This window comes from Streptomyces sp. NPDC089915 (assembly GCF_040684675.1).
Taxonomy (GTDB): Bacteria; Actinomycetota; Actinomycetes; order Streptomycetales; family Streptomycetaceae; genus Streptomyces.
In genome coordinates, this window is record NZ_JBFBGN010000058.1 from 1 (window position 1) to 18,749 (window position 18,749).

The 18,749-nt window shown below is 75.6% G+C and carries 19 protein-coding genes; 9 read left to right on the plus strand and 10 right to left on the minus strand.

The window, feature by feature from the left end; genetic code table 11:
* Nucleotides 1-57: 57 nt before the first annotated feature.
* Nucleotides 58-252 carry a hypothetical protein gene (locus AB0O29_RS18835; protein ID WP_365153020.1) on the minus strand — a complete coding sequence of 65 codons (195 nt, stop codon included), beginning with the start codon at nucleotides 250-252 and terminating at the stop codon, nucleotides 58-60.
* Between the two features lie 175 nt (nucleotides 253-427).
* A complete protein-coding gene (locus tag AB0O29_RS18840) occupies nucleotides 428-793 on the minus strand; it encodes a helix-turn-helix domain-containing protein (RefSeq protein ID WP_365153094.1) in 366 nt (121 codons plus the stop codon).
* 189 nt (nucleotides 794-982) lie between these two features.
* Between AB0O29_RS18840 and AB0O29_RS18845 the strand changes: the two genes are divergently transcribed.
* Nucleotides 983-1,876, plus strand: a complete 894-nt coding sequence (locus AB0O29_RS18845) for a SigB/SigF/SigG family RNA polymerase sigma factor (RefSeq protein WP_365153022.1) — start codon at nucleotides 983-985, stop codon at nucleotides 1,874-1,876.
* 22 nt (nucleotides 1,877-1,898) lie between these two features.
* On the opposite strand, the gene AB0O29_RS18850 is transcribed toward AB0O29_RS18845, so the two are convergent.
* A complete protein-coding gene (locus AB0O29_RS18850; protein WP_365153024.1) occupies nucleotides 1,899-2,600 on the minus strand; it encodes a hypothetical protein in 702 nt (233 codons plus the stop codon).
* A gap of 259 nt (nucleotides 2,601-2,859) precedes the next feature.
* On the opposite strand from AB0O29_RS18850, the gene AB0O29_RS18855 reads away from it, so the two are divergent.
* The 4 genes from AB0O29_RS18855 to AB0O29_RS18870 all read left to right on the plus strand — a co-directional run bounded on the left by AB0O29_RS18855 (nucleotide 2,860) and on the right by AB0O29_RS18870 (nucleotide 7,175).
* A complete protein-coding gene (locus AB0O29_RS18855) occupies nucleotides 2,860-4,488 on the plus strand; it encodes an alpha/beta hydrolase (protein WP_365153026.1) in 1,629 nt (542 codons plus the stop codon).
* A 45-nt stretch (nucleotides 4,489-4,533) separates the two neighbouring features.
* Complete coding sequence (locus tag AB0O29_RS18860; protein WP_365153028.1) at nucleotides 4,534-5,238, plus strand: response regulator transcription factor; 705 nt, start codon at nucleotides 4,534-4,536, stop codon at nucleotides 5,236-5,238.
* Complete coding sequence (locus AB0O29_RS18865) at nucleotides 5,238-6,581, plus strand: HAMP domain-containing sensor histidine kinase (RefSeq protein ID WP_365153030.1); 1,344 nt, start codon at nucleotides 5,238-5,240, stop codon at nucleotides 6,579-6,581. The genes AB0O29_RS18860 and AB0O29_RS18865 overlap by 1 nt, the downstream gene beginning before the upstream one ends.
* 126 nt (nucleotides 6,582-6,707) lie before the next feature.
* Complete coding sequence (locus AB0O29_RS18870; protein WP_365153032.1) at nucleotides 6,708-7,175, plus strand: MarR family winged helix-turn-helix transcriptional regulator; 468 nt, start codon at nucleotides 6,708-6,710, stop codon at nucleotides 7,173-7,175.
* Between the two features lie 27 nt (nucleotides 7,176-7,202).
* Here the strand turns inward: AB0O29_RS18870 and AB0O29_RS18875 are convergent, their stop codons facing one another.
* A complete protein-coding gene (locus tag AB0O29_RS18875; protein ID WP_365153034.1) occupies nucleotides 7,203-8,276 on the minus strand; it encodes a hypothetical protein in 1,074 nt (357 codons plus the stop codon).
* Nucleotides 8,277-8,396: 120 nt separating this feature from the next.
* Between AB0O29_RS18875 and AB0O29_RS18880 the strand changes: the two genes are divergently transcribed.
* On the plus strand, nucleotides 8,397-9,953 hold the full coding sequence (locus AB0O29_RS18880; protein WP_365153036.1) for an SDR family oxidoreductase: 1,557 nt from the start codon (nucleotides 8,397-8,399) through the stop codon (nucleotides 9,951-9,953).
* On the opposite strand, the gene AB0O29_RS18885 is transcribed toward AB0O29_RS18880, so the two are convergent.
* Nucleotides 9,916-11,157 carry an MFS transporter gene (locus AB0O29_RS18885; protein WP_365153038.1) on the minus strand — a complete coding sequence of 414 codons (1,242 nt, stop codon included), beginning with the start codon at nucleotides 11,155-11,157 and terminating at the stop codon, nucleotides 9,916-9,918. The genes AB0O29_RS18880 and AB0O29_RS18885 overlap by 38 nt on opposite strands.
* A 132-nt stretch (nucleotides 11,158-11,289) precedes the next feature.
* Between AB0O29_RS18885 and AB0O29_RS18890 the strand changes: the two genes are divergently transcribed.
* The gene (locus AB0O29_RS18890; RefSeq protein ID WP_365153040.1) at nucleotides 11,290-12,228 is read left to right on the plus strand and encodes a LysR family transcriptional regulator; all 939 of its coding nucleotides are present in this window, start codon (nucleotides 11,290-11,292) and stop codon (nucleotides 12,226-12,228) included.
* Nucleotides 12,229-12,303: 75 nt separating this feature from the next.
* Here AB0O29_RS18890 and AB0O29_RS18895 read toward each other — a convergent pair whose 3' ends face one another.
* Nucleotides 12,304-12,837 (minus strand): hypothetical protein, encoded by a 534-nt coding sequence (locus AB0O29_RS18895; RefSeq protein WP_365153042.1) that lies wholly within the window; start codon nucleotides 12,835-12,837, stop codon nucleotides 12,304-12,306.
* 374 nt (nucleotides 12,838-13,211) lie between these two features.
* Here AB0O29_RS18895 and AB0O29_RS18900 point away from each other — a divergent pair, with 374 nt between their 5' ends.
* Entirely contained in the window at nucleotides 13,212-14,108 is an 897-nt protein-coding gene (locus AB0O29_RS18900; RefSeq protein ID WP_365153044.1) for a DUF4436 family protein, read from the plus strand.
* A 187-nt stretch (nucleotides 14,109-14,295) separates the two neighbouring features.
* Nucleotides 14,296-15,585 (plus strand): helix-turn-helix transcriptional regulator, encoded by a 1,290-nt coding sequence (locus AB0O29_RS18905; protein ID WP_365153046.1) that lies wholly within the window; start codon nucleotides 14,296-14,298, stop codon nucleotides 15,583-15,585.
* Nucleotides 15,586-15,606: 21 nt separating this feature from the next.
* Here the strand turns inward: AB0O29_RS18905 and AB0O29_RS18910 are convergent, their stop codons facing one another.
* From AB0O29_RS18910 to AB0O29_RS18925, 4 genes are all read right to left on the minus strand, one after another.
* Nucleotides 15,607-15,978, minus strand: coding sequence for a peptidase inhibitor family I36 protein (locus tag AB0O29_RS18910; protein ID WP_365153048.1), 372 nt, complete (start codon nucleotides 15,976-15,978; stop codon nucleotides 15,607-15,609).
* Nucleotides 15,975-16,457, minus strand: coding sequence for a hypothetical protein (locus AB0O29_RS18915; RefSeq protein WP_365153096.1), 483 nt, complete (start codon nucleotides 16,455-16,457; stop codon nucleotides 15,975-15,977). The genes AB0O29_RS18910 and AB0O29_RS18915 overlap by 4 nt, the downstream gene beginning before the upstream one ends.
* Before the next feature lie 233 nt (nucleotides 16,458-16,690).
* The gene (locus AB0O29_RS18920; protein WP_365153050.1) at nucleotides 16,691-17,002 is read right to left on the minus strand and encodes a hypothetical protein; all 312 of its coding nucleotides are present in this window, start codon (nucleotides 17,000-17,002) and stop codon (nucleotides 16,691-16,693) included.
* A gap of 23 nt (nucleotides 17,003-17,025) precedes the next feature.
* Entirely contained in the window at nucleotides 17,026-18,684 is a 1,659-nt protein-coding gene (locus tag AB0O29_RS18925) for a DUF4173 domain-containing protein (RefSeq protein WP_365153052.1), read from the minus strand.
* Between the last annotated feature and the right edge of the window lie 65 nt (nucleotides 18,685-18,749).

Sequence of the window (18,749 nt, forward strand, 5' to 3'; positions counted from 1 at the left end):
GACCGCGAGCGGCTGCGCGCGGCGGCGGCCGCGCGGTGCAGCCCCGGGCGGCGTCGTTCAGCGGTCCGGGTTCCCTCCCCGGCGCCGGTTCAGCGTGCGTACGCCCAGCCCGAGCAGCCCGGCGGCGCCGAGCAGCAGCGCCGGGCGGCGGTGCGGAGGCCTGCGGCCGCCGGGGCCGGGCTTCGGCCGCGCCGCGTGGTGGGCGACGGCGGTGCTCCCGGGCCGGCGGCGGTCCGCCTGGCGGGGCAGCACGGGCAGCAGCGCACGCAGGTTCCCCGGGCCGGGCTCCGGGGGCCGTCGCGGTCGGGACGCGCAGGACGAGAGGGGTTCCATGCGGCTCGCATGCCCCGGATCGGCGGACCGACGCACACCGGCCGCGTCCGTGCGGGCCCCGCACGGACCTCCGACGCTACGCGGACCCCCGAAGCTAGGCCGTCGCGCGGGGTTCGCCGCCGGCCGGGGCCTCGGCGCGCGCCTCCTCCGCGGGCGGCGGCGCGGGGGCGGTCAGCGGGGCCGCGAGGTAGGCGAGCAGGCCGGCGATCTCGTGGTCGGCCTCGGCCGGGTGGCGGAAGCGGGCCCCGGGGGCGACGACGTAGCGGTTGCGCCGGCCGTCGCGGGTGCGGGTCAGGTATCCGTCCGCCTGGAGGTCCGTGACGATCGCCTGCACCGTGCGCTCGGTGAGGTCACAGGTCGCGGCGATGTCGCGCAGGCGGACGCCCGGGTCCCGCGCGATGGTGATCAGTACCCGGGCGTGGTTGGTCAGGAAGGTCCAGCGGTTCCGGCGGGACCCCATGTGCTCGCTCTCCACGCGGACATTCTTGGGGGAGTCACCCACGAAAGGCAAATCCAGAAATGCTTTTCCGGTATCGCTTGACGTGTGTCCGTAGTCCAGGCAGGGTTCAGGGTGAGCGGAATCGAACTTCCGCTTGATCCGAGCACCGAGCAACGCACCGCAAGCACCCGTGCCCAAGGAGCGGAGACGATGACCTTTACGGCCACTGCCGACACAGCCGCCCCGTCCGTCACGGACAACCCCGTGATCGACGGCCTGCCGCACGTGCCCTGTCCACGTGAGGTGGACCCGGGCGATGCGCGTCAGCTGACGCGGGTGTTCTTCGAACGGCTGAGGAGCCTGGACGAGGGCACCCCCGAGTACCAGTACGTTCGCAACACGCTGATCGAGATGAACGTCTCCCTGGTGAACTTCGCGGCCCGCCCGTTCCGGGACCGCCCGGGCGGTCCGGAGAACGAGGACATCGTGCAGGTCGGCATCATCGGCCTGATCAAGGCCATCGACCGGTACGAGCTCGACCGCGACACCCAGTTCTCCACCCTCGCCATGCCGTACATCACCGGCGAGATCAAACGGCACTTCCGGGACACGACCTGGGCGGTGCGGGTCCCGCGCCGGCTCCAGGAGATGCGTTCGCAGCTGGCCCGGTCCACCGAGGAGCTGACCTCCGAGACGGGCCACGCGCCGACGCCCGCCGAGCTCGCGGAGCACCTGGACCTCACCGAGGACGAGGTCCGCCAGGGCCTGGTCGCGGCGAACGGCTACTCCACCCAGTCCCTCGACGCCGCCACCGGCTCCCCCGAGGGCCGCGAGTCGGCCCCGGGGGCCGCCCACTCCGCGCACACCCTCGCCGAGACGCTCGGCGACACCGATGACGCGCTGGAGACGGTCGAGGACCTGCAGTCCCTCGCGCCGCTGCTGTCCGGGCTGGACGAGCGCACCACGCGCATCCTGGAGCTCCGCTTCGGGCAGGAGATGACCCAGCGGCAGATCGGAGAGGAGATCGGCATGTCCCAGATGCACGTCTCACGCCTGCTCACCCGCACCCTGGGCGCCCTGCGCGAGGAACTGCTGCGCGACTGAGCCCCTCCGCCGCCCGTGCCGCTCACCTCGTCCCGGACCCCGCGCCGGGGCGGCGCTGGTGGCGCAGCCAGGCCGTCAGGGCTGCCTGGAGTTCGGCGACTTCACGGTGGGTGAGGTCCTCGCCGACACGGCCGACGCTCAGGCGCACCCCCGCCCCCGTGACGGTCCAGCCCGCGCCGCGCCGGGGACGGGAGGCCAGGGTGCGGCCCTCGGCGAGCCCGCGCAGGGCCTCCCGGACCGCCGGGGGCACGGCGGGCGAACCGGACGGGAGGGCGGCACCGGACGGGAGGGCGGCCCTGGAGCGGGGGGTGAGGCCGACCGCGCCGTAGAAGGCGGTCAGCGCGTCCTCCAGCGTCCCGGGGCCCGCCGGGGCGGCGCCGGTGAAGTCGGCGATCAGCTCCGGATGCGGCGGCGGCGCGTGCTCCCCGTACGGGCGGGGGTGCAGGGGGTGCTCCTCCGTCTCCAGGCGGACGCAGGCCGGGGGGATCAACTCGCGGGTGTAGCCCTGGTGGTGGAGGTCGGCGTACAGCCTGCGCAGCGTCGCGGCCTGGCGCGGCACCGGGTGCGGGTCGGGGCCGGCCGGGGCGTGCGGCCGCGCGGGGCGTACGGCCAGGCCCAGCAGGCCGGTGCTGTGGTGCAGCACGCCGGCCTCGGTGAGCACCACCGTCGCCTGCCGGCCCTTCCGGTCCCAGCCGAGCCGGAACCCCACCACCGTGGTCCCCATCGGACCCGCTCCTCCCCGCCCGCCCCAGCGGCGTGGCCGTGCCCGTCACGCTACTGAGCGACGCGCCGCCGGGGGCGGACATACGGGAGCTTCCCCGCGGAACGGGCCGGGTGTGCTAAGGCCTGTCGTCCGCCCCGCCGGCCCGGGTTCTTACACGCCTTTGCCTCCGCTCTGCCGGGACCGTGAAACTCCCCCGGCACAGTCGTGTCCACGGCCGCCGCGCAGGGCGGACGGCCGGCGGAGCACAGCGGGAGTGGCGATGACGGGCATGAACGTGCTGCAACGGGCGGGACTGGTCGCGGGGGCGGCGATGCTGCTGGTCCCGGGCCTGCCCGCCGTGACGGCGACGGCGGCGGCCCCGGGCACGTCGGCCGGAACCGCGGCGACCGGGACCACAGCGCCCCGAACCACAGCGGCCGGGACTATGGCGGCCGCCGGTGCCGGGCGGCCCGCCTGGTGCCCCTCGGTGGAGGGCCACCGCGTGGACTGCGGCTCGATGACCCGCCCCCTGGTCGCCGGCAGCCCCGCCCTGGGCACCGTGGACGTGGGTTACGCGGTCGTCCGCCACCGCGCCCCCGGCCCGGCCAAGGGCACCGTCGCGGTCAACCCCGGCGGCCCCGGCGAAGTGGCCGTCGAGCGGGCGCCGGTGTTCGGCGCCGCCCTGGCGGACCTGCTCGCCGACCACGACCTGCTGCTCGTGGACCCCCGCGGCACCGGCGTCTCCCAGCGCATCCCCTGCGGGGTCACCGACGCCGAGTACCGCCTCGGCACCCGCGCGCAGCAGCGCGACGCCGTCACCCGCTGCGCCGTCAACCTCGGTCCGCGCGCCCGGGGTTACACCACGGCCGCCACCGCCGACGACATCGACGCGATCCGCGCCCGGCTCGGCGTGGACCGGCTCACCCTCTACGGCCTCTCGTACGGCACCTACCTGATGCCGGTCTACGCCTCCCGCCACCCCGAGCACGTGCGTTCCATCGTGCTGTCCGGGGCCTACCCGCTCGCCTTCGACCCGCTGGGCCGGTCCGGCGCCCAGGCCGTGTCCCTGTCCCTGCGCCGGATCTGCGAGCGCAGCGCGGCCCGCCCCGGGGCGGGCGGCCGGCCCGCCTGCGACGGCGACAAGGCCGTCCGGGACCTGGCGACGACCGCCGCCCGCCTGCGCGAGCACCCGCTCGACGTGGACGTGCCCCTGGAGGGGGCGGCCCCGTACCGGATGCGCCTGACCGAGGGGAAGCTCGCCGGCCTCGCCTACGAGAGCGCCAGCCGCGAGGTCGGGAGCGACCCCGGCGCCCCCTCCCTGCTGGGCGCCCTGCCGCACGCCCTGGACCGCTTCGCGGCCGGGGACTCCGGACCGCTCCTGGACCTGGTGCGCGCGGAGGGCTCCACCGGGTCGGCCGAGGACCAGGCCCCGTACATCGCCGTGGTCTGCAACGACTACCGCAAGCCCTGGAAGGCGGACGCCGCGCCGTCCGAGCGGTGGCGCCAGTACCGTTCCGCGCTGGCCGGGGCCGGCGAGGGCGCGTTCGGGGCGTTCGGGGCGGCCGGCTACCTGGAGGGTCCCACCGACGGCGGCGACGTGTGCATCGGCTGGCCGCGCGGGAACACGGCGCCGCCGCAGCCCACGCACCCGCGCCTGCCGGACGTCCCGGTGCTGGTGCTCTCCGGCGACCTCGACGCCAACACCCCCGACGCCAACGGCCGTCAGGCCGCCCGGCAGTTCCGCGACGGCCGCTTCCTCTCGGTCCGCAACACCGGGCACGTGCCGGAGCTGGAGCGGAGCGGATGCGTCCTGGAGGTCTCCACCCGCTTCATCCGCACGGGCCGTACCGGCGACACCGGCTGCACGAGCCGGATCGAGCCGATCGCGGTCACCCCGGTCCGCCGCTGACGGGGCGCCGACGTGCCCTCCTCCGCCGGACGCGATGATGATCACATGACTGACGCGATCACGGCGCACCGCCGCACGGTGCTGGTCGTCGAGGACGACCCGGGCGTGCGCAGCACCCTGGACCAGCTGCTGCGCTTCGAGGGGTACCGGGTGGTGCAGGCGGCCGACGGGGTGGCGGGCCTGGCCGCGCTGGACCGGGAGGAACCCGACCTGGCCCTGGTGGACGTGGTGATGCCCGGTCTCGACGGACTGTCGCTGTGCCGGACGCTGCGCCGGCGCGGCGACCGGCTGCCCGTCCTGGTGCTGACCGCCCGGGACCAGGTCGGCGACCGGGTGGCCGGTCTGGACGCGGGCGCCGACGACTACCTCGCCAAGCCCTTCGCCACCGAGGAACTCCTCGCCCGCATCCGGGCGTTGCTGCGGCGCACCGAACCGGAGGCGGCGGGCTTCGGCGTCCTCACCTCCGGGGACCTGGTACTCGACCCGGCCGCCCGCACGGCCGAACGGGCCGGCCGGGCGCTGGACCTGACGAAGACGGAGTTCGACGTGCTGGAGCTGCTCCTGGAGCACCGGGGAACGGTGTTGACGCGCAGTCAGATCTACGAGCGCATCTGGGGCTACGACTTCGACACCACCTCGCGCTCCCTCGACGTCTACATCGGCTACCTGCGCCGCAAGACCGAGGAGGACGGCGCACCGCGGATCGTGCACACCGTGCGCAACGTCGGGTACACGGTGCGGCCGGCCTGATGCTCCGTATCAGGATCACCCTGGTGGTCGTCGCCGCCGCGAGCCTGGCGATGCTGTTCGCCGCGTTCACCTCCTACCGGGGCATCGGCACGCTGGTGGGCGACGAGCTCGAACGCGGCCTCCGGGACCGGGCCGGCGCCGTGGTCGCCCTCCTCGACGCGGGCCGCACCCCGCCCCCGCGGCCCGGCACGACCGAGCAGGTCCTCCTCGCCGACGGCAGCGTCCGCCCGGGCGGCCCCCCGGCCGGTGCCGCGTCCGGCGCCGAGGGCCCCGCCACCCGCCTGCCGGTGTCGGAGGGGGCCCGGCGGGTGGCCCGGACGGGGACGGGGAGCAGCCGGGAGGACGTCGTCGTCGAGGGCACCGAGTACGGGATCCTCACCCTGCCGCTGCCCGCCGGAGGGGCGGTCATGACGGCGCAGAGCTACAGCGCCGCCGAGGCCCTCGACCGGGGGTTCCTGTGGCGGATCACCTGGACCACGGCCGCCGCCACGGGCGTCGCGGCACTGCTGAGCTGGTGGGTGCTGGGCCGGATCCTGCGGCCCGTGAACCGCCTGGTGGGCGCCGCGCACAGGATCACCACCACCCAGGACCTCGCCACCGCCCTGCCGCCGGCCGGGCGCGACGAGATCGGCCGCCTGACCCACAGCTTCGAGGCGATGCTGGACGCCCTGCGCCGCTCCCGCGCCCAGCAGCGCCAGCTCGTCGAGGACGCCGGCCACGAACTGCGCACCCCGCTCACCTCGGTGCGCGGCAGCGCGGAGCTGCTCCAGCGGGCCCGGGGACGGCTGGCGCCCGAGGACGAGGAGCAGATCCTCGCCACCCTGGTCCGCGAGACGGTAGCGCTGGACGACCTGGTCCGCGAGGTCGTCGAGCTGGCCACCGACCGCCACACGGGCGAGGAGCCGGAGCCGGTGGACCTGACGGAGGCGGCCGAGGACGCCGCGCACCGCTGCCGGCGGCGCAGCGGACGCGCCGTCACCGTCGTGACGGAGGACGCCCGCCCGGTGCACGCCCGCCCGCGCGCGGTGCAGCGCTGCCTGGACAACCTGCTGAGCAACGCCGTCAAGTTCGGCCCGCCCGACGGCCCGGTCCTCGTCCGGGTGGAGGGAGCGCAGGTCAGCGTGCACGACCGCGGCCCGGGTATTCCGCCGGGCCAGGAACGGGCGGTCTTCGACCGCTTCCACCGGGGCCCGGGCACCCAGGGCGTGCCGGGCTCCGGGCTGGGCCTGGCGATCGTCCACGAACTGGTCACGGCCGACGGCGGCACCGTCTTCGCCCGCACGGCACCGGACGGCGGCGCGATCGTGGGCCTGCGCCTGCCGGCCGCCGCCCTGAAGCCCTGAGGCCCTGAGGCCCTGAGGCCCTGAGGCCCTGAGGCCCTGAGGAAGGATCACGGCTTGCCCTCAACCGCACTTGAGGTCATACGGTCGCCGTACGTCCCGCACCGGGGCGACAGGAGGGGAAGCACCATGACGACCCAGCAGATGTCCGACGCCGAACTCGCCGGACAGCCCGCCGCCTACTGGACCGGCGTCGCCTACGAGGCGCTCATCTCGTTCACCCGGGCCCGCCAGGCGGAGAAGGGCTACACCCAGCCGCAGTTCTGGCTGCTGCGCAACCTGTCGGTCAACGACATCTCGCCCGACGGCCGGGGGATGACCGCGGCCGAGCTGCGCGAGGCCATGGCCTCCTACGTCCGCCCCGAGGACGACCTGGCGGCGGAGGCCGCGGTGCTCGTGGAGCGCGGCTGGCTGACCCGGGACGCCGACGACCGGCTCTGGCTCACCGAGGAGGGCGAACGGGCCCGCGTCGACCTTGCCCGCAACGCCCCGGCGATCCGCGCCGCGCTCCACGAGGGGATCGACGACGCGGACTACGTCACGGCGCTGAAGGTGCTCCGGCAGCTGACCGCCAACGCGGGCGGCACGGCCCTCTGACGGCCCCCGGGGTGCCGGGCGGCGGCGTCAGCGGCCGCCCGGGAGCGAGGCGGCGAGGGCGAGGGATTCGGCGAGGCCCTCCTTGCGGATGCGCTGGTCGACGTAGAGCAGGGACAGGACCAGCTGCGGGTAGCCGACCTGGAAGACCGAGCCGAGGACGGAGCCCAGGAGCATGCAGACCACGTAGCCGACGATGCCGAGGAGCAGCGTGCCCGGGTCGTTCGTGTCGCCCAGCGTGAGGAGGGCGGGGATGAGCGAGAAGACGCCGAGGAAGACGAACGGCATCTGGATGACGTACCCGACCACCGAGGCCAGCAGGTACGCGAGCCCCGCGATGCCGACGGTGCGCCACCAGCCGCCGCTGACCAGGTGGGCGGAGCGGCGCATCGCCGCGACCGGGCCGAGCCCCTCGCAGACCGCGACGGCGGGCGCGAGGCTGTAGCGGATGCCGAGCCACAGCATGACGGGCATCCACAGCAGCACGCCCAGGAGCAGCACGAACACGGCCGCCGGCGGGGAGGCGTCGTGCACGGACATGACGATCGACGGGAAGCAGGCCGCGTAGAGGACCAGCAGCGGCCCGCCCGTGAGCAGCCCCACGCACAGCAGGACGCCGAGGACGGACGGCATCCGGGACCAGCAGCGCCGCCACATCGCGCCGAAGGTCACGGGGCGGCCGAGCACCGCTTCCTGGATCACGGCGGGGCACAGGGCGGTGAGCATCCCCGCGCCCAGGACCAGGATGACCACCGTCAGCACCAGGACCGGGGTGAGGTACAGGAACAGGGAGGCCACGTCGCCGGAGGCGGGGGGCTCGCCGGGGCGTTCGAACACGGCGGCGAAGCGGCTGTCGAGGCCGAAGGCGGCGAGGCCGATCGCCGCGGCCACGAGCAGGATGCCGACGCCCTGGACCAGGAGGATGATCCCGGTCAGGGGCTTCCAGTGGCGGCGGAACGCGGTGAGGGCGCCGCCGAGCACGTCGCCCAGCTGGAGCGGCCTGAGCGGTATGACGCCCGGCTGCGGCGGGGGCGGCGCCCAGGCTCCCCAGTGCGGTGCGGGCTGTTGCGGATGGGGTTGTCCCCACCCCGGCTGGTGCGACATCGCTGTCTCCCCCTCGAAAAGGGCCACCGTAACCCGCCGCCGGGCCCGGCGTTGCGCCCGGGCCGCGTCGGGTCCAGGCTCGAAGGGGGCGGAGCCGCCGCCGCGGGACGGAGCGAGCCGATGACGGGTGACGAGCCGGCCGGCGACCTGTGCCTGGTCACCGGCGCCACCGGGTACATCGGCGGCCGCCTGGTGCCCGAACTCCTCGACGCCGGCTACCGGGTCCGGGCGATGGCCCGCTCCCCCGAGCGGCTGCGCGACCACCCCTGGGCCGGCCGCGCCCAGGTGGTGCGCGGGGACGTCACCGACGGGGACTCGCTGGACCGGGCCCTGGACGGGGTGGCCGTCGCCTACTACCTGGTGCACGCCCTCAGCGCCGGTCCCGGCTTCGAGGAGCGCGACCGGGCGGCCGCCCGCCTGTTCGCCGAGCGGGCGCGGCGGGCCGGCGTCCGGCGCATCGTCTACCTCGGGGGGCTCACCCCCGCCGGGATGCCCCCCGAACGGCTCTCCCCGCACCTGCGCTCGCGCGCGGAGGTGGGGGCCGTCCTGCTGGCGTCCGGGGTCCCCTGCACGGTGCTGCGGGCGGCGGTGGTCATCGGCTCGGGGTCGGCCTCGTTCGAGATGCTGCGGTATCTGACGGAGCGGCTGCCCGTCATGATCACGCCGAGCTGGGTGGGCACCCGGGTGCAGCCCATCGCCGTGCGCGACGTGCTCCGCTACCTCGTCGGGAGCGCCGCGATGCCGCCGGAGGTCAGCCGGGCCTTCGACATCGGCGGGCCGGACGTGCTCACGTACGAGCAGATGATGCACCGTTACGCGGCCGTCGCCGAGCTTCCGCACCGGCGCATCCTGCGCGTGCCCATGCTCAGCCCGGGGCTGTCGGGCATCTGGATCGGCCTGGTCACCCCGGTGCCCCGGGCCCTGGCCCGGCCGCTCGCGGAGTCGCTGCGCCACGAGGTGGTGTGCGCGGAGCACGACATCACCCGCTGGGTGCCCGATCCGCAGGGCGCCCCGCTGGCCTTCGACCGGGCCCTGGCCCTGGCGCTGGAGCGGGTCCGCGAGGCGCAGGTGAGCACCCGGTGGTCCTCCGCCTCGCTGCCCGGCGCGCCCAGCGACCCCCTGCCCACCGACCCGGACTGGGCCGGGGGCAGCCTGTACACCGACCACCGCAGCGCCGGGGTGGCGGCCCCGCCGGGGGCGCTGTGGCGGGTGGTGGAGGGGATCGGCGGGGAGAACGGCTGGTACTCCTTCCCGCTGGCCTGGGCCGTACGCGGCTGGATGGACCGGCTGGTGGGCGGCGCCGGCATCCGCCGGGGCCGCCGCGACGCCAGCCGGCTGCGGGTGGGCGACGCCCTCGACTTCTGGCGGGTCGAGGAGATCGAGCCGGGCCGGCTGCTGCGGCTGCGCGCGGAGATGCGGGTGCCGGGGCTGGCCTGGCTGGAGATGTACGCCGAACCCGACCCGGTGCACGCGGGCCGGTCCCGCTACCGCCAGCGCGCCCTCTTCCACCCGCACGGTCTGCTGGGCCATCTGTACTGGTGGGCCGTGAGCCCGTTCCACGCGGCGGTGTTCGGCGGCATGGTCCGCAATATCGCGCACGCCGCCGAGCAGGCCCCCGACCCGGCGCGCGGCCCCGCCCCTACCCCGTCCGGCGGCCCGCCTCCTCCAACGGCCTAGCCTCGCGGCGCGGGAACAGCGGCAGCGGAGTGGCCAGGAGGAGCACTCCGGCCAGGGCGATGGCCGGGCGGGGGCCGAGGAGGGTGCCGAGGAGGCCCCAGACCGCGGTGAGCAGGGCGGTCGCGCCCTTCGTCGTCACCGACCAGGCGGACAGCGTACGGGCGACGCGGTCCTGCGGGGTGTGCCGCAGGCGGTAGGTGGCGGAGAGGGGGTTGAAGACCCCGCAGCACAGGATGAGCCCGAACTCGACGCCCATGACCAGCAGCAGCCCGCCGGTGCCCGGCCCGGTGAAGGCCAGGCCCGCGGGCCACAGCGCGCGCAGGGTCCCGGACACGGCCAGGACCCGGCGCTGCCCGTGGCGGGCGGCGAGGGGCCGGGCCAGCCGTGCGCCGAGGAGCCCGCCGACGGAGGGCAGGGCGAAGGCGAGCCCGTACTGCCACGGCTCGAAGCCGAGCCGGCCGAGCATCAGGACGGCCAGCAGCGGCGAGGTGGCCATGACCAGGCCGTTGAAGAGGGCGGTGTGGAGGAACAGCGGGCGCAGCACGGCGTCCCCGAGGATGTGCCGCCAGCCGTCGAGGAGGTCCCCGGCCCGCAGCCGCCCGGTCCCCCGGGGCGCGGGGGGCGGCTCGTGTCCGCCGCCCGCCCGGATGCCCAGGGCCGACAGCAGATAGCTGACCGCGTCGGCGGCCACCGTGGCCACCGGGCCGAGGAGCCCGATCGCGGCGCCGCCGAGCGGCGGGCCGATGATCGTGGCGGTCCAGGAGGTGGATTCGAACCGGGCGTTGGCGACGAGCAGGTCCTCGGCCGGCAGCAGGGACTTCAGGTACGCGCCGCAGGCGGCGCCGAAGGTGATGTCGGCGGCCGCGACGACGACGGAGACCAGCAGCAGCTGGAGGAAGCCGAGCGCGCCCAGCGCGAAGGCGACGGGAACGGTCAGCAAGGCGCCGCACCGGACCAGGTCCATCGCGATCATCACGGGCCGCTTGCGGCGGAACTCCACCCACGGCCCGAGCGGCACCGCCGCGGCCGCGCCCACCGCGGCCCCGGCGCAGGAGAGCGCGGCCACCTCGGCCGGTCCGGCATGCAGCACCCGGACGGCGATCACGGGGAAGGCGCCGAAGGCGAGCCACGTGCCGAGCGCACTGGTTCCGTACGCTCCCCAGAGCCATCCGAACGTGCGCCCCAGCCGCTGCCCACTCCGCATGTCCGACGCTCCTCTCCCCTGCCCTACAACCGATCAGCGTGCAGGAGCATCAAAGCGGGCGGCGCACCCGCGGATCAAACAACCGGAAGGCCGCCCGGGCACAACCACGGGTTGTGGGCCTAGGGTGGACGTATGGATCTCGACGCCGTCCGGACCTTCGTGGCCGCCGCCGAGGCGGGCCGCTTCCAGGAGGCCGCCGCCGAGCTGGCGGTCACCCAGCAGGCCGTCTCCAAGCGGATCGCGGCACTGGAACGCACCCTCGGCGTGCGGCTGTTCACCCGTACGCCGCGCGGCGCCGGGCTCACCATCGACGGGCAGGCCTTCCTCCCGCACGCCCGCGAGCTGCTGCGCGCCGCCGAGCGCGCGGCCGCGTCCGTCCGTACGGAGAGCCGTCCGCTGCGCGTCGACGTGATCAACTCGCGGGGCGCGGTGACGGGGCTGATGCGCGGGTTCCACCGGGCGCACCCCGAGGTCGAGCTGGACGTGGTGATGCTGCTGGAGATCGACGCGGCCGTGGCGGCCGTCCGCTCCGGGGCCGTCGACGCCACCTTCCGCGCCGTGACCGCGCCCGGCCGCCCCCTGCCGGAGGACGTCGAGGCCGTACGGGTGCTGGACGAGCCGCTCCAGCTCCTCACCGGCCCGGCGCACGCGCTGGCGGGGGCGAGGTCGGTGCCCCTCGCCGAACTGGCCGGGCACCGGATCTGGATGCCCGGGGTCGTGCCCGGCACCGAGTGGACCGCCTACTACGACGACCTCGTCGCCGCCTTCGGCCTCACCATCGAGGCGACCGGGCCCAACTTCGGCTCCGACGCGCTGCTGGACACCATCGCCGACACCCCGGCCCTGGCCACCTTCATGAGCGAGGGAACCCGGCTCGTCTGGCCCGCCGGACACGGGCTGCGCCGCATCCCGGTGACGGACCCTACGCCGCTCTACCCGCACGCGCTGCTCTGGCGCCGCGGCAACCCCCACCCGGGGCTGGCGGCCCTGCGCGCCCACCTGGCCGGCGCGGCGGGCGTCGTCCGGGCGGACTCCGGGACCTGGATGCCGGACTGGGTGATCCCGCGCTGAACGCCCGCACGCCGCCCGGGCGCGCCCCGGTGGGGGCGGGCCCGGGCGGCGGTCACGGCCGGCTCGGGGAGGAGGTCAGCAGGGGCGGATGTGGTAGACGGGGGTCCAGGTGGCGGTGCCGCTGTCCTTGGCCACGTTCGACCAGCGCTCGCTGCCGTTCTGGTTGTAGAAGCGGGCCCGGGTGCCCGAGCTCTGGTTGTTGTTGAAGGTGCCGTCGCCGATGCCGCCGAAGTCGTAGTAGCCGCAGTAGTAGTAGTCCCAGTTGCTGCCCTGGCCGTCCCTGATGCACAGGTGGCCGTCGGAGCAGGCCAGCGCCTGGTCCGGGGCGGCCAGGTCGCGGGTCTCGCTCTGCCCGGGGGCCCTGAGGACCAGGTCGCCGCCGGCGATGGAGAGCTTGTTCGCGGAGATCTGACGGGCCTGCGGGTCGGAGGCGAGGACTGCGCCGACGCGCCGGCTGAGCTCGGCCGCCTGCGGGGCGGTCAGTCCGGCGGCGCGGGCCTGCCGGTCGAAGGCGTTCTGGGGTGAGGTCGAGGCCTGGGCGGTCAGTACCGGTCCCGCCATCAGTGCCGCGGTCGCGGTCATCATCGCCAGGATCCTGCGCGGTGCCATGCGTGTTCCCCTCTTGTCTCGGCAACCGGGACCCCACCGCCGACGGCGGTGGCCCGGGAGTCGCGGGACCCATCCTGGCGAAGTCATACCGGGGCATGAAGAGCGGAATCGGACGTCTCGCGGCACTTGTCCCGACCCCTCGGACACGTCTGGACCCCAGCCGTCACGGGCGTATCCGATCAGATGTGTGGTCCATGCATCGTTTCCCCTGGCCGAGCCGCGTTTCCCCCGCCGGGGCGGGGCGGCCCGGCACGGTTGGCGCGATGGGAGGGGCGGGGGGATCGCCACCCGGGCCACCGGGGTGGCGCTGGCGCCGGTGAGGGGTTTCGCTGGCCGGACGAACATGTTCCGCTTCCCCTGCCGCCGGAGTCCCCATGGCCCCACCCCCGGACACGCCCCTACGGCGCCGCGCCCGGTCCTCGCTGCTGACCGTCCTGATCCCCATCGCGCTGCTGATCGTGGTGGCGGTGGGCGTCGGCTCGTGGCTCCAGTTCTCGGAGCGGCAGGCCGGCGACACCGTCCACACCACCGGGTCCACCGCCCCCGACCGGGTGGACGTGGCGGCCACCGTCCAGCGCGTCGACGCGGCGGGCAGGGAGCTGACGCTCCGGGTCCGGGTCGTCCCGCGCGGGAACCTCGGCGAGGAGGAGTCGACCGCCCCGGTGGCCGACCTCAGCCTCCAGACCTCCTCGGCGACCCTCGCCGACCTTGCGTTCAAGGCGCACGAACGGCTCACCACCCGGGACGTGCAGGTCGCCCTCACCGGGGGCTCGATCGGCGACTACCCGTTCGACACCTACGAGACCGAGATCGAATTCCGGGCCGTGTCGGGCGGCCGGCAGGTGCCCGTACGGCTGCTGTTCTCCAACAACGACACCCTCTTCGCGGTCTCCGCCGACCCCCTGTCCTCCTCCCGGGAGGAGGCCGTCTTCGCGCTGTCCCTGGTCCGCTCGGGCAGCCTGCTGGTCTTCGCGGTCTTCATGATGATGGTGATGTGGGCGCTGGCGGCGTCCGTGCTCATCGGGACCTGGTACCTGATCTCCCGGGGCGAGGGCGTGGTCTGGCCGGCCCTCGCCTGGATGGCCGCCACCCTCTTCGCCCTCTCGGCCTTCCGCAACACCGCCCCCGGCACTCCGCCGATCGGCTGCGTGCTGGACTGGTTCGCCTTCCTGTGGGCGGAGACCGTCATCGCCCTCTGCCTGATCGCCGTGGTCATCACCGGCGTCCGCAGCGCCCTGCGCGCGGACGAGGACGGGGGCGGGGCTGCCTAGCCGGAACGGACCCGCCGGGGCAAGACCGGACAGTCGGGGACGGGACGGTCTCCAGGCCACGGCCGAGAGTTGGCCGGTCGAGCCGTTCCGGGGCCGGGCCGGACCCTCGTAGGATCCGGCCACCCGGCCGCCGTGGGACACCCTCGGACGGGCCGGTCCAGGGGGACTACACGGGGGGGGGGAAGGCATGACGGAGCGGGAACGGCGGTGGGAGTCCGTCGCCGGGTTCATCGGGGAGTTACGGGCCCTCAAAGCGGTGGAGGGGCTGTCCCTGCGGGAGTTGCAGCGGCGCTCGGGCCTGCCCCGGTCCACCATCGCGCACGCGCTGCGCACGGACCGGCCGGCGCTGCCGCCGTGGGACCGGGTGGCGGGACTGCTGCGGGCACTGGGCGTGGCGGAGGCGGCCCTGGCGGAGTGGAAGGCGGACTGGACCCGGCTGCGGCTGGCCCCGGAGGACGAACGGCAGCGGCCCCGGCCCCGGGAGCCCGCAGGCCCGGCCGACGCAACCGCCGGGGCACCGGCCGAGGCACCCGCCGGGGCACCGGCCGACGCAACCGCCGGGACACCGGCCGAGGCACCCGCCGCACCCGCACCCGCCGTTCCGGCACCGGCCCCCGCGGCGCCGACCGGGCCGGAGCGGCCGCGCCGGCGGGTGTCACGGCAGCGGTTCGCCGCGCACACGGCGACCCTGCTGCTCGGCGTCGGCCTCGGGGCCGGAGCGGCGCTGGCGCTGATCGGGGGCGCCCCCACCGGGACGAAGGCCGGGTTCCCCGTGGAGGAGCGGCCCTGCGCGCCCCCCGCCGCGAACCCGCACCCCTCGCCGTACGCACCGGCGGCGGGAGCGGCGCGTACGGGGAAGGAGGCACCCTCCTGGGCCGGAAGGGTCGCCTCCGGGCAGGAGGTCCTCTCCGGCTCCGACGTGGTCCTGCCCGTGCTGTCCCCGGTGACCGAGGGGGACGCCCTGGTGGTCAGCATCATGCTGACCGGCGCGTGCCCCGGCCCGGTCGAGGTCACCGACACGCAGGGGGACGAGTTCCGCGTCGTCGGCGACGAGACCGACTCGGCCCGGCACCGGACGCTGCTCCTGGCGGCCTTCGGGGCGCACCCGCTCGGCACCGCCGACTCGCTGCGCGCGACGTACCCGTACGCGGCCGGACACCACGTCGCCGTGGACGAGTTCCGGGGCGTGAGCGCGGCCGTCGGCTCCGCGCAGGCCCACGGGGAGGCGGGCGGGCCGGCCTTCAGCACGGGGCCGACCCGGCCGGACTGCGCCGCCGGGGACCTGGTGGTGGGCGCGGTCGGCACGAACGGCGGCTCCGCGCCGGCCTTCACCGCCGAGTGGACGGCGCTGCCCCCGCTCCAGCTCTCGTCCTACCGGCTCACCACCGCCTACCGGGTGGTCCCGGCGGCCCGCCCCTGCGCCGCCACGGGCACCGCCACGGCCCAGTGGGCCGCGGCGGCGGTGGTGCTGCGCTGAGCGGGCGGCCGGGGGGTGGCTTCAGCAGCCGGTGGACCAGGTGTGCGAGCCGCCCTGGTCGTTGGCGCCTGCGTTGTAGCCGACCTCCTGGCCGGGGGCCAGGCAGAGCGTGACCCGCCCCAGCAGCTTGCGGCCCTCGTACACCTTCACGTGGTCGGGCACACCGGGGCCGGAGACCCCGTGGTTGGCCCAGGAGGAGTCGTGCTTGAACATGTCGCCCTCCCACCAGTGGTCGTCGCCGCTGTGCTCGATCTTCATGCCGTTGAAGTTCGCGTCCGTCCAGACGCAGAAGTAGCCGCTGCGGCAGTCGGCCGCCTCGGCGGCGGCCGAGGTGGCCAGGACGGCCCCGGCGGTGATCACGGCGGCGGCGAGGAGGGTGGTGAAGCGCTTCATGCGGGCGGGTTTCCCTTCGGTGGCGGGTTCTCGAGCACGGTGGTGGCTTCGGTGAGGGCGTGGGCGCGCAGCCGCTGCCACTCGGCGATCTCGTCGTGGTGGCGGGCCCGGACCTCGGCGAGGTCCCGGTGCGCGTGGTCGGCCTCCGGCCGCAGGTTGTTGACGACGACCGAGGCGCGGAACCAGCCGGGCTGGTCACCGTAGAGCCGCTGCTGGGCGGCGGCGAGGCAGCCGTCGGTGTGGGCGCGTACGACGTAGCCGGTGGGCAGGGTGAGCGACAGCTCGGCCGGGCCCGCGCCGAAGAGGGCCGCGCCGACCCGTGCGTCCTCGGTGCCGGACGGCCGGGGGGTCCCGCTGCGCGGCGGGACGAGCCCCTGGCGGATCAGGCAGGCGTCGGTGAGGCGCTGGGTGGCGGCCTTGATGACCTCGTCCGGGTCGGCGGCGCGCTCCGGGGCCGGGCCGGCGCAGCCCGTCAGCAGCGCGCAGGCCGCCGCGAGGGCGCAGGCCAGGGCGGCCGCCGCCGGCGGCCCCGCGGCCCGGCGTGGGCGCCGTCGCGGCCGGGCCCCGGCCGATTCCTTGATCACGGACATGCTGTCTAGCCGCCCGGGCCCCCGGTGCGACAGGGCGGGCGCCGGGGACTCACCCGACCGGGTGCGTCTTTCACCCGGCGAAACGGTTCATCCCGTCCGGGCCGGAACCTCCGGCGGCGGGGTCACACCGTCCAGTACTCCGAATCCTCCGGCGGCGCCGGGCGCACGGTCCAGCCCGAGCGGTCGGCGGCCGGGTGCCAGTCCTCGACTTCGGTGAAGTACATCCCCAACGCCCAGTAGTACTCGTCCTCGTGGAGGATGATCTCGTCCTCGCCGGACAGGTCGAGCCCGGACCAGCAGCGGTTGATGCGGGCCACGGCCTCGGCCCGGCCGACGCCCAGCCGTTCGGTCATGTACCGCTCGATCGCGCGCAGCAGGTCCAAGGTCTCCGCCGAGGTGGCCATCAGGTAGGTCTCGGGCTCCGTCTCTTCCACGGCCGTATCCTCCCTCGCCCGCACTACGGCGTGCGGACGGTGTACACGACGCGGCGGACGCATTCGCTCCGGTCGACCGTGAGCGGCCGCTCGCGCAGGATCCCGCGGGCGCGGTGCTCGCCCAGGCTCGTGGCGTACCAGGGGCCCTCGCCGGACCGGCCGAGCTCGTCGCGGATGAACAGCAGGGCGCAGGAGCGCTGGGGTTCGGGCAGCCGGTCCAGGGCGGGCACGGCGTCCGCCGACAGCCCGCGCAGGTAGACCAGGTCGATCCCGCCGTCCCGCTGGTAGCGGGCGACGCCCGCCTCCGCGATGATCCCGTCGGGCGAGGCCAGCCCGAAGGCCAGTACGGTCGCCGCCGCGCTCGCGACCACCGCGCGGGCCAGCCAGCGGCCGCCGGCCAGGCCGGCCGCCATCAGCAGCACGATCACCAGGCCCAGCCAGAGTTCCGTCGTGACCACGGACAGCCGCAGCCTCGTCAGTCCGTACGCGGCGACGTACAGGTCCATCCGGCGCACGGCGGAGGCGACCACCACCAGGGTCAGCAGGCACAGCGTGCCCAGTACCGACCGGACCAGGCGGCGGTCGGCGGGGGTGCCCCGGGGCGCCCAGCGCAGGGCGAGCCCGATCACCGCGAGGACCAGGACGGTGGCCCACAGCAGCTGCCAGAACCCCTGGCGCGCGTACTGGGCGTGGCTGAGCCCGGTGCTCTCCAGCACCTTGTCGTAGCCGCCGAACAGCACGGCCAGCTGTACGGCGTTGAAGCCGGCGAAGAGCAGGTTGAGCAGGATCAGCGGCAGGCTCCACTCCACCCGGGAACGCGGGGTGCCCGGGCGGGACTTCATCCGGTCCCAGCGGTGCGGGGCCGCGGCGCTGCGGGCGGCGGCGAGCGCGAGGACGGTACCGGCCAGGAAGAGCAGGATCCGCAGCGGCCCCTCCCCCACCGAGACGTCGGGGGTCAGGCCGCCCAGCAGGTCGGCGAAGGCCGCGTCGGCGGAGGCGAACAGCGCCCCGAACAGCAGCAGCAGGACCACCCCCACCACGGCCGCCTTGGCCACGGGCAGCCAGCGTTCCCGGCCCATTCCGTCGCCGCGCGTGCGGACGCCCGCCCAGGCCCAGCCGACTCCGCCGACGGCGCTGTCGAGGAGGCCGAGCGGGCCGAGCACGACGCCGGGCCACCGCCGGGTGCCCTGCAGGGCCAGGGCCGCCAGGGGTACGGCGGCCAGCACCGCCAGGGTGGACGGCCAGGCGGAGTCGCGCAGCGCCGGCACCGCGAGCAGCGCCGCGCACCCGGCGGCCCACACCAGGCTCCAGGGGCGGGCCTTGCGGCCGGCCGCGCGGGCCGCGGCGTACGCGGCGACCATGGCGGGCAGCGCGGCGAGGAGCAGCCCGGGGCCCACGCCGTCCCCGAGGAGGACGGCCGAGGCGAGGCCCGCGGTGAGTGCGGCGGCCAGGGTGAGGGTGCGGACCGGGGCCGCGTCGGCCGGACGGATCCGCCGCCACAGGGAGTTCGCCGCCCTGGCGGCGGCCTCCTCCTGGAGCTGCCGCTGGCGCAGGTGGTGCTGGTACAGCAGCCAGGCCGTCCGGTCGTGTCCCGGCAGGCCGGGGGCGGGCGGCGGGGGCGGGAGCTGGGCGGGTCTCCCCGGGTCCGCCTGCTGGGCGTGGTCGGCGGCGTTCTCGGACATCGGGTCCCTCCCTGTTGCGGAGGGCCAGAGTAGGCCCGCACCCCAGGGTTTTGAACACATTCAAT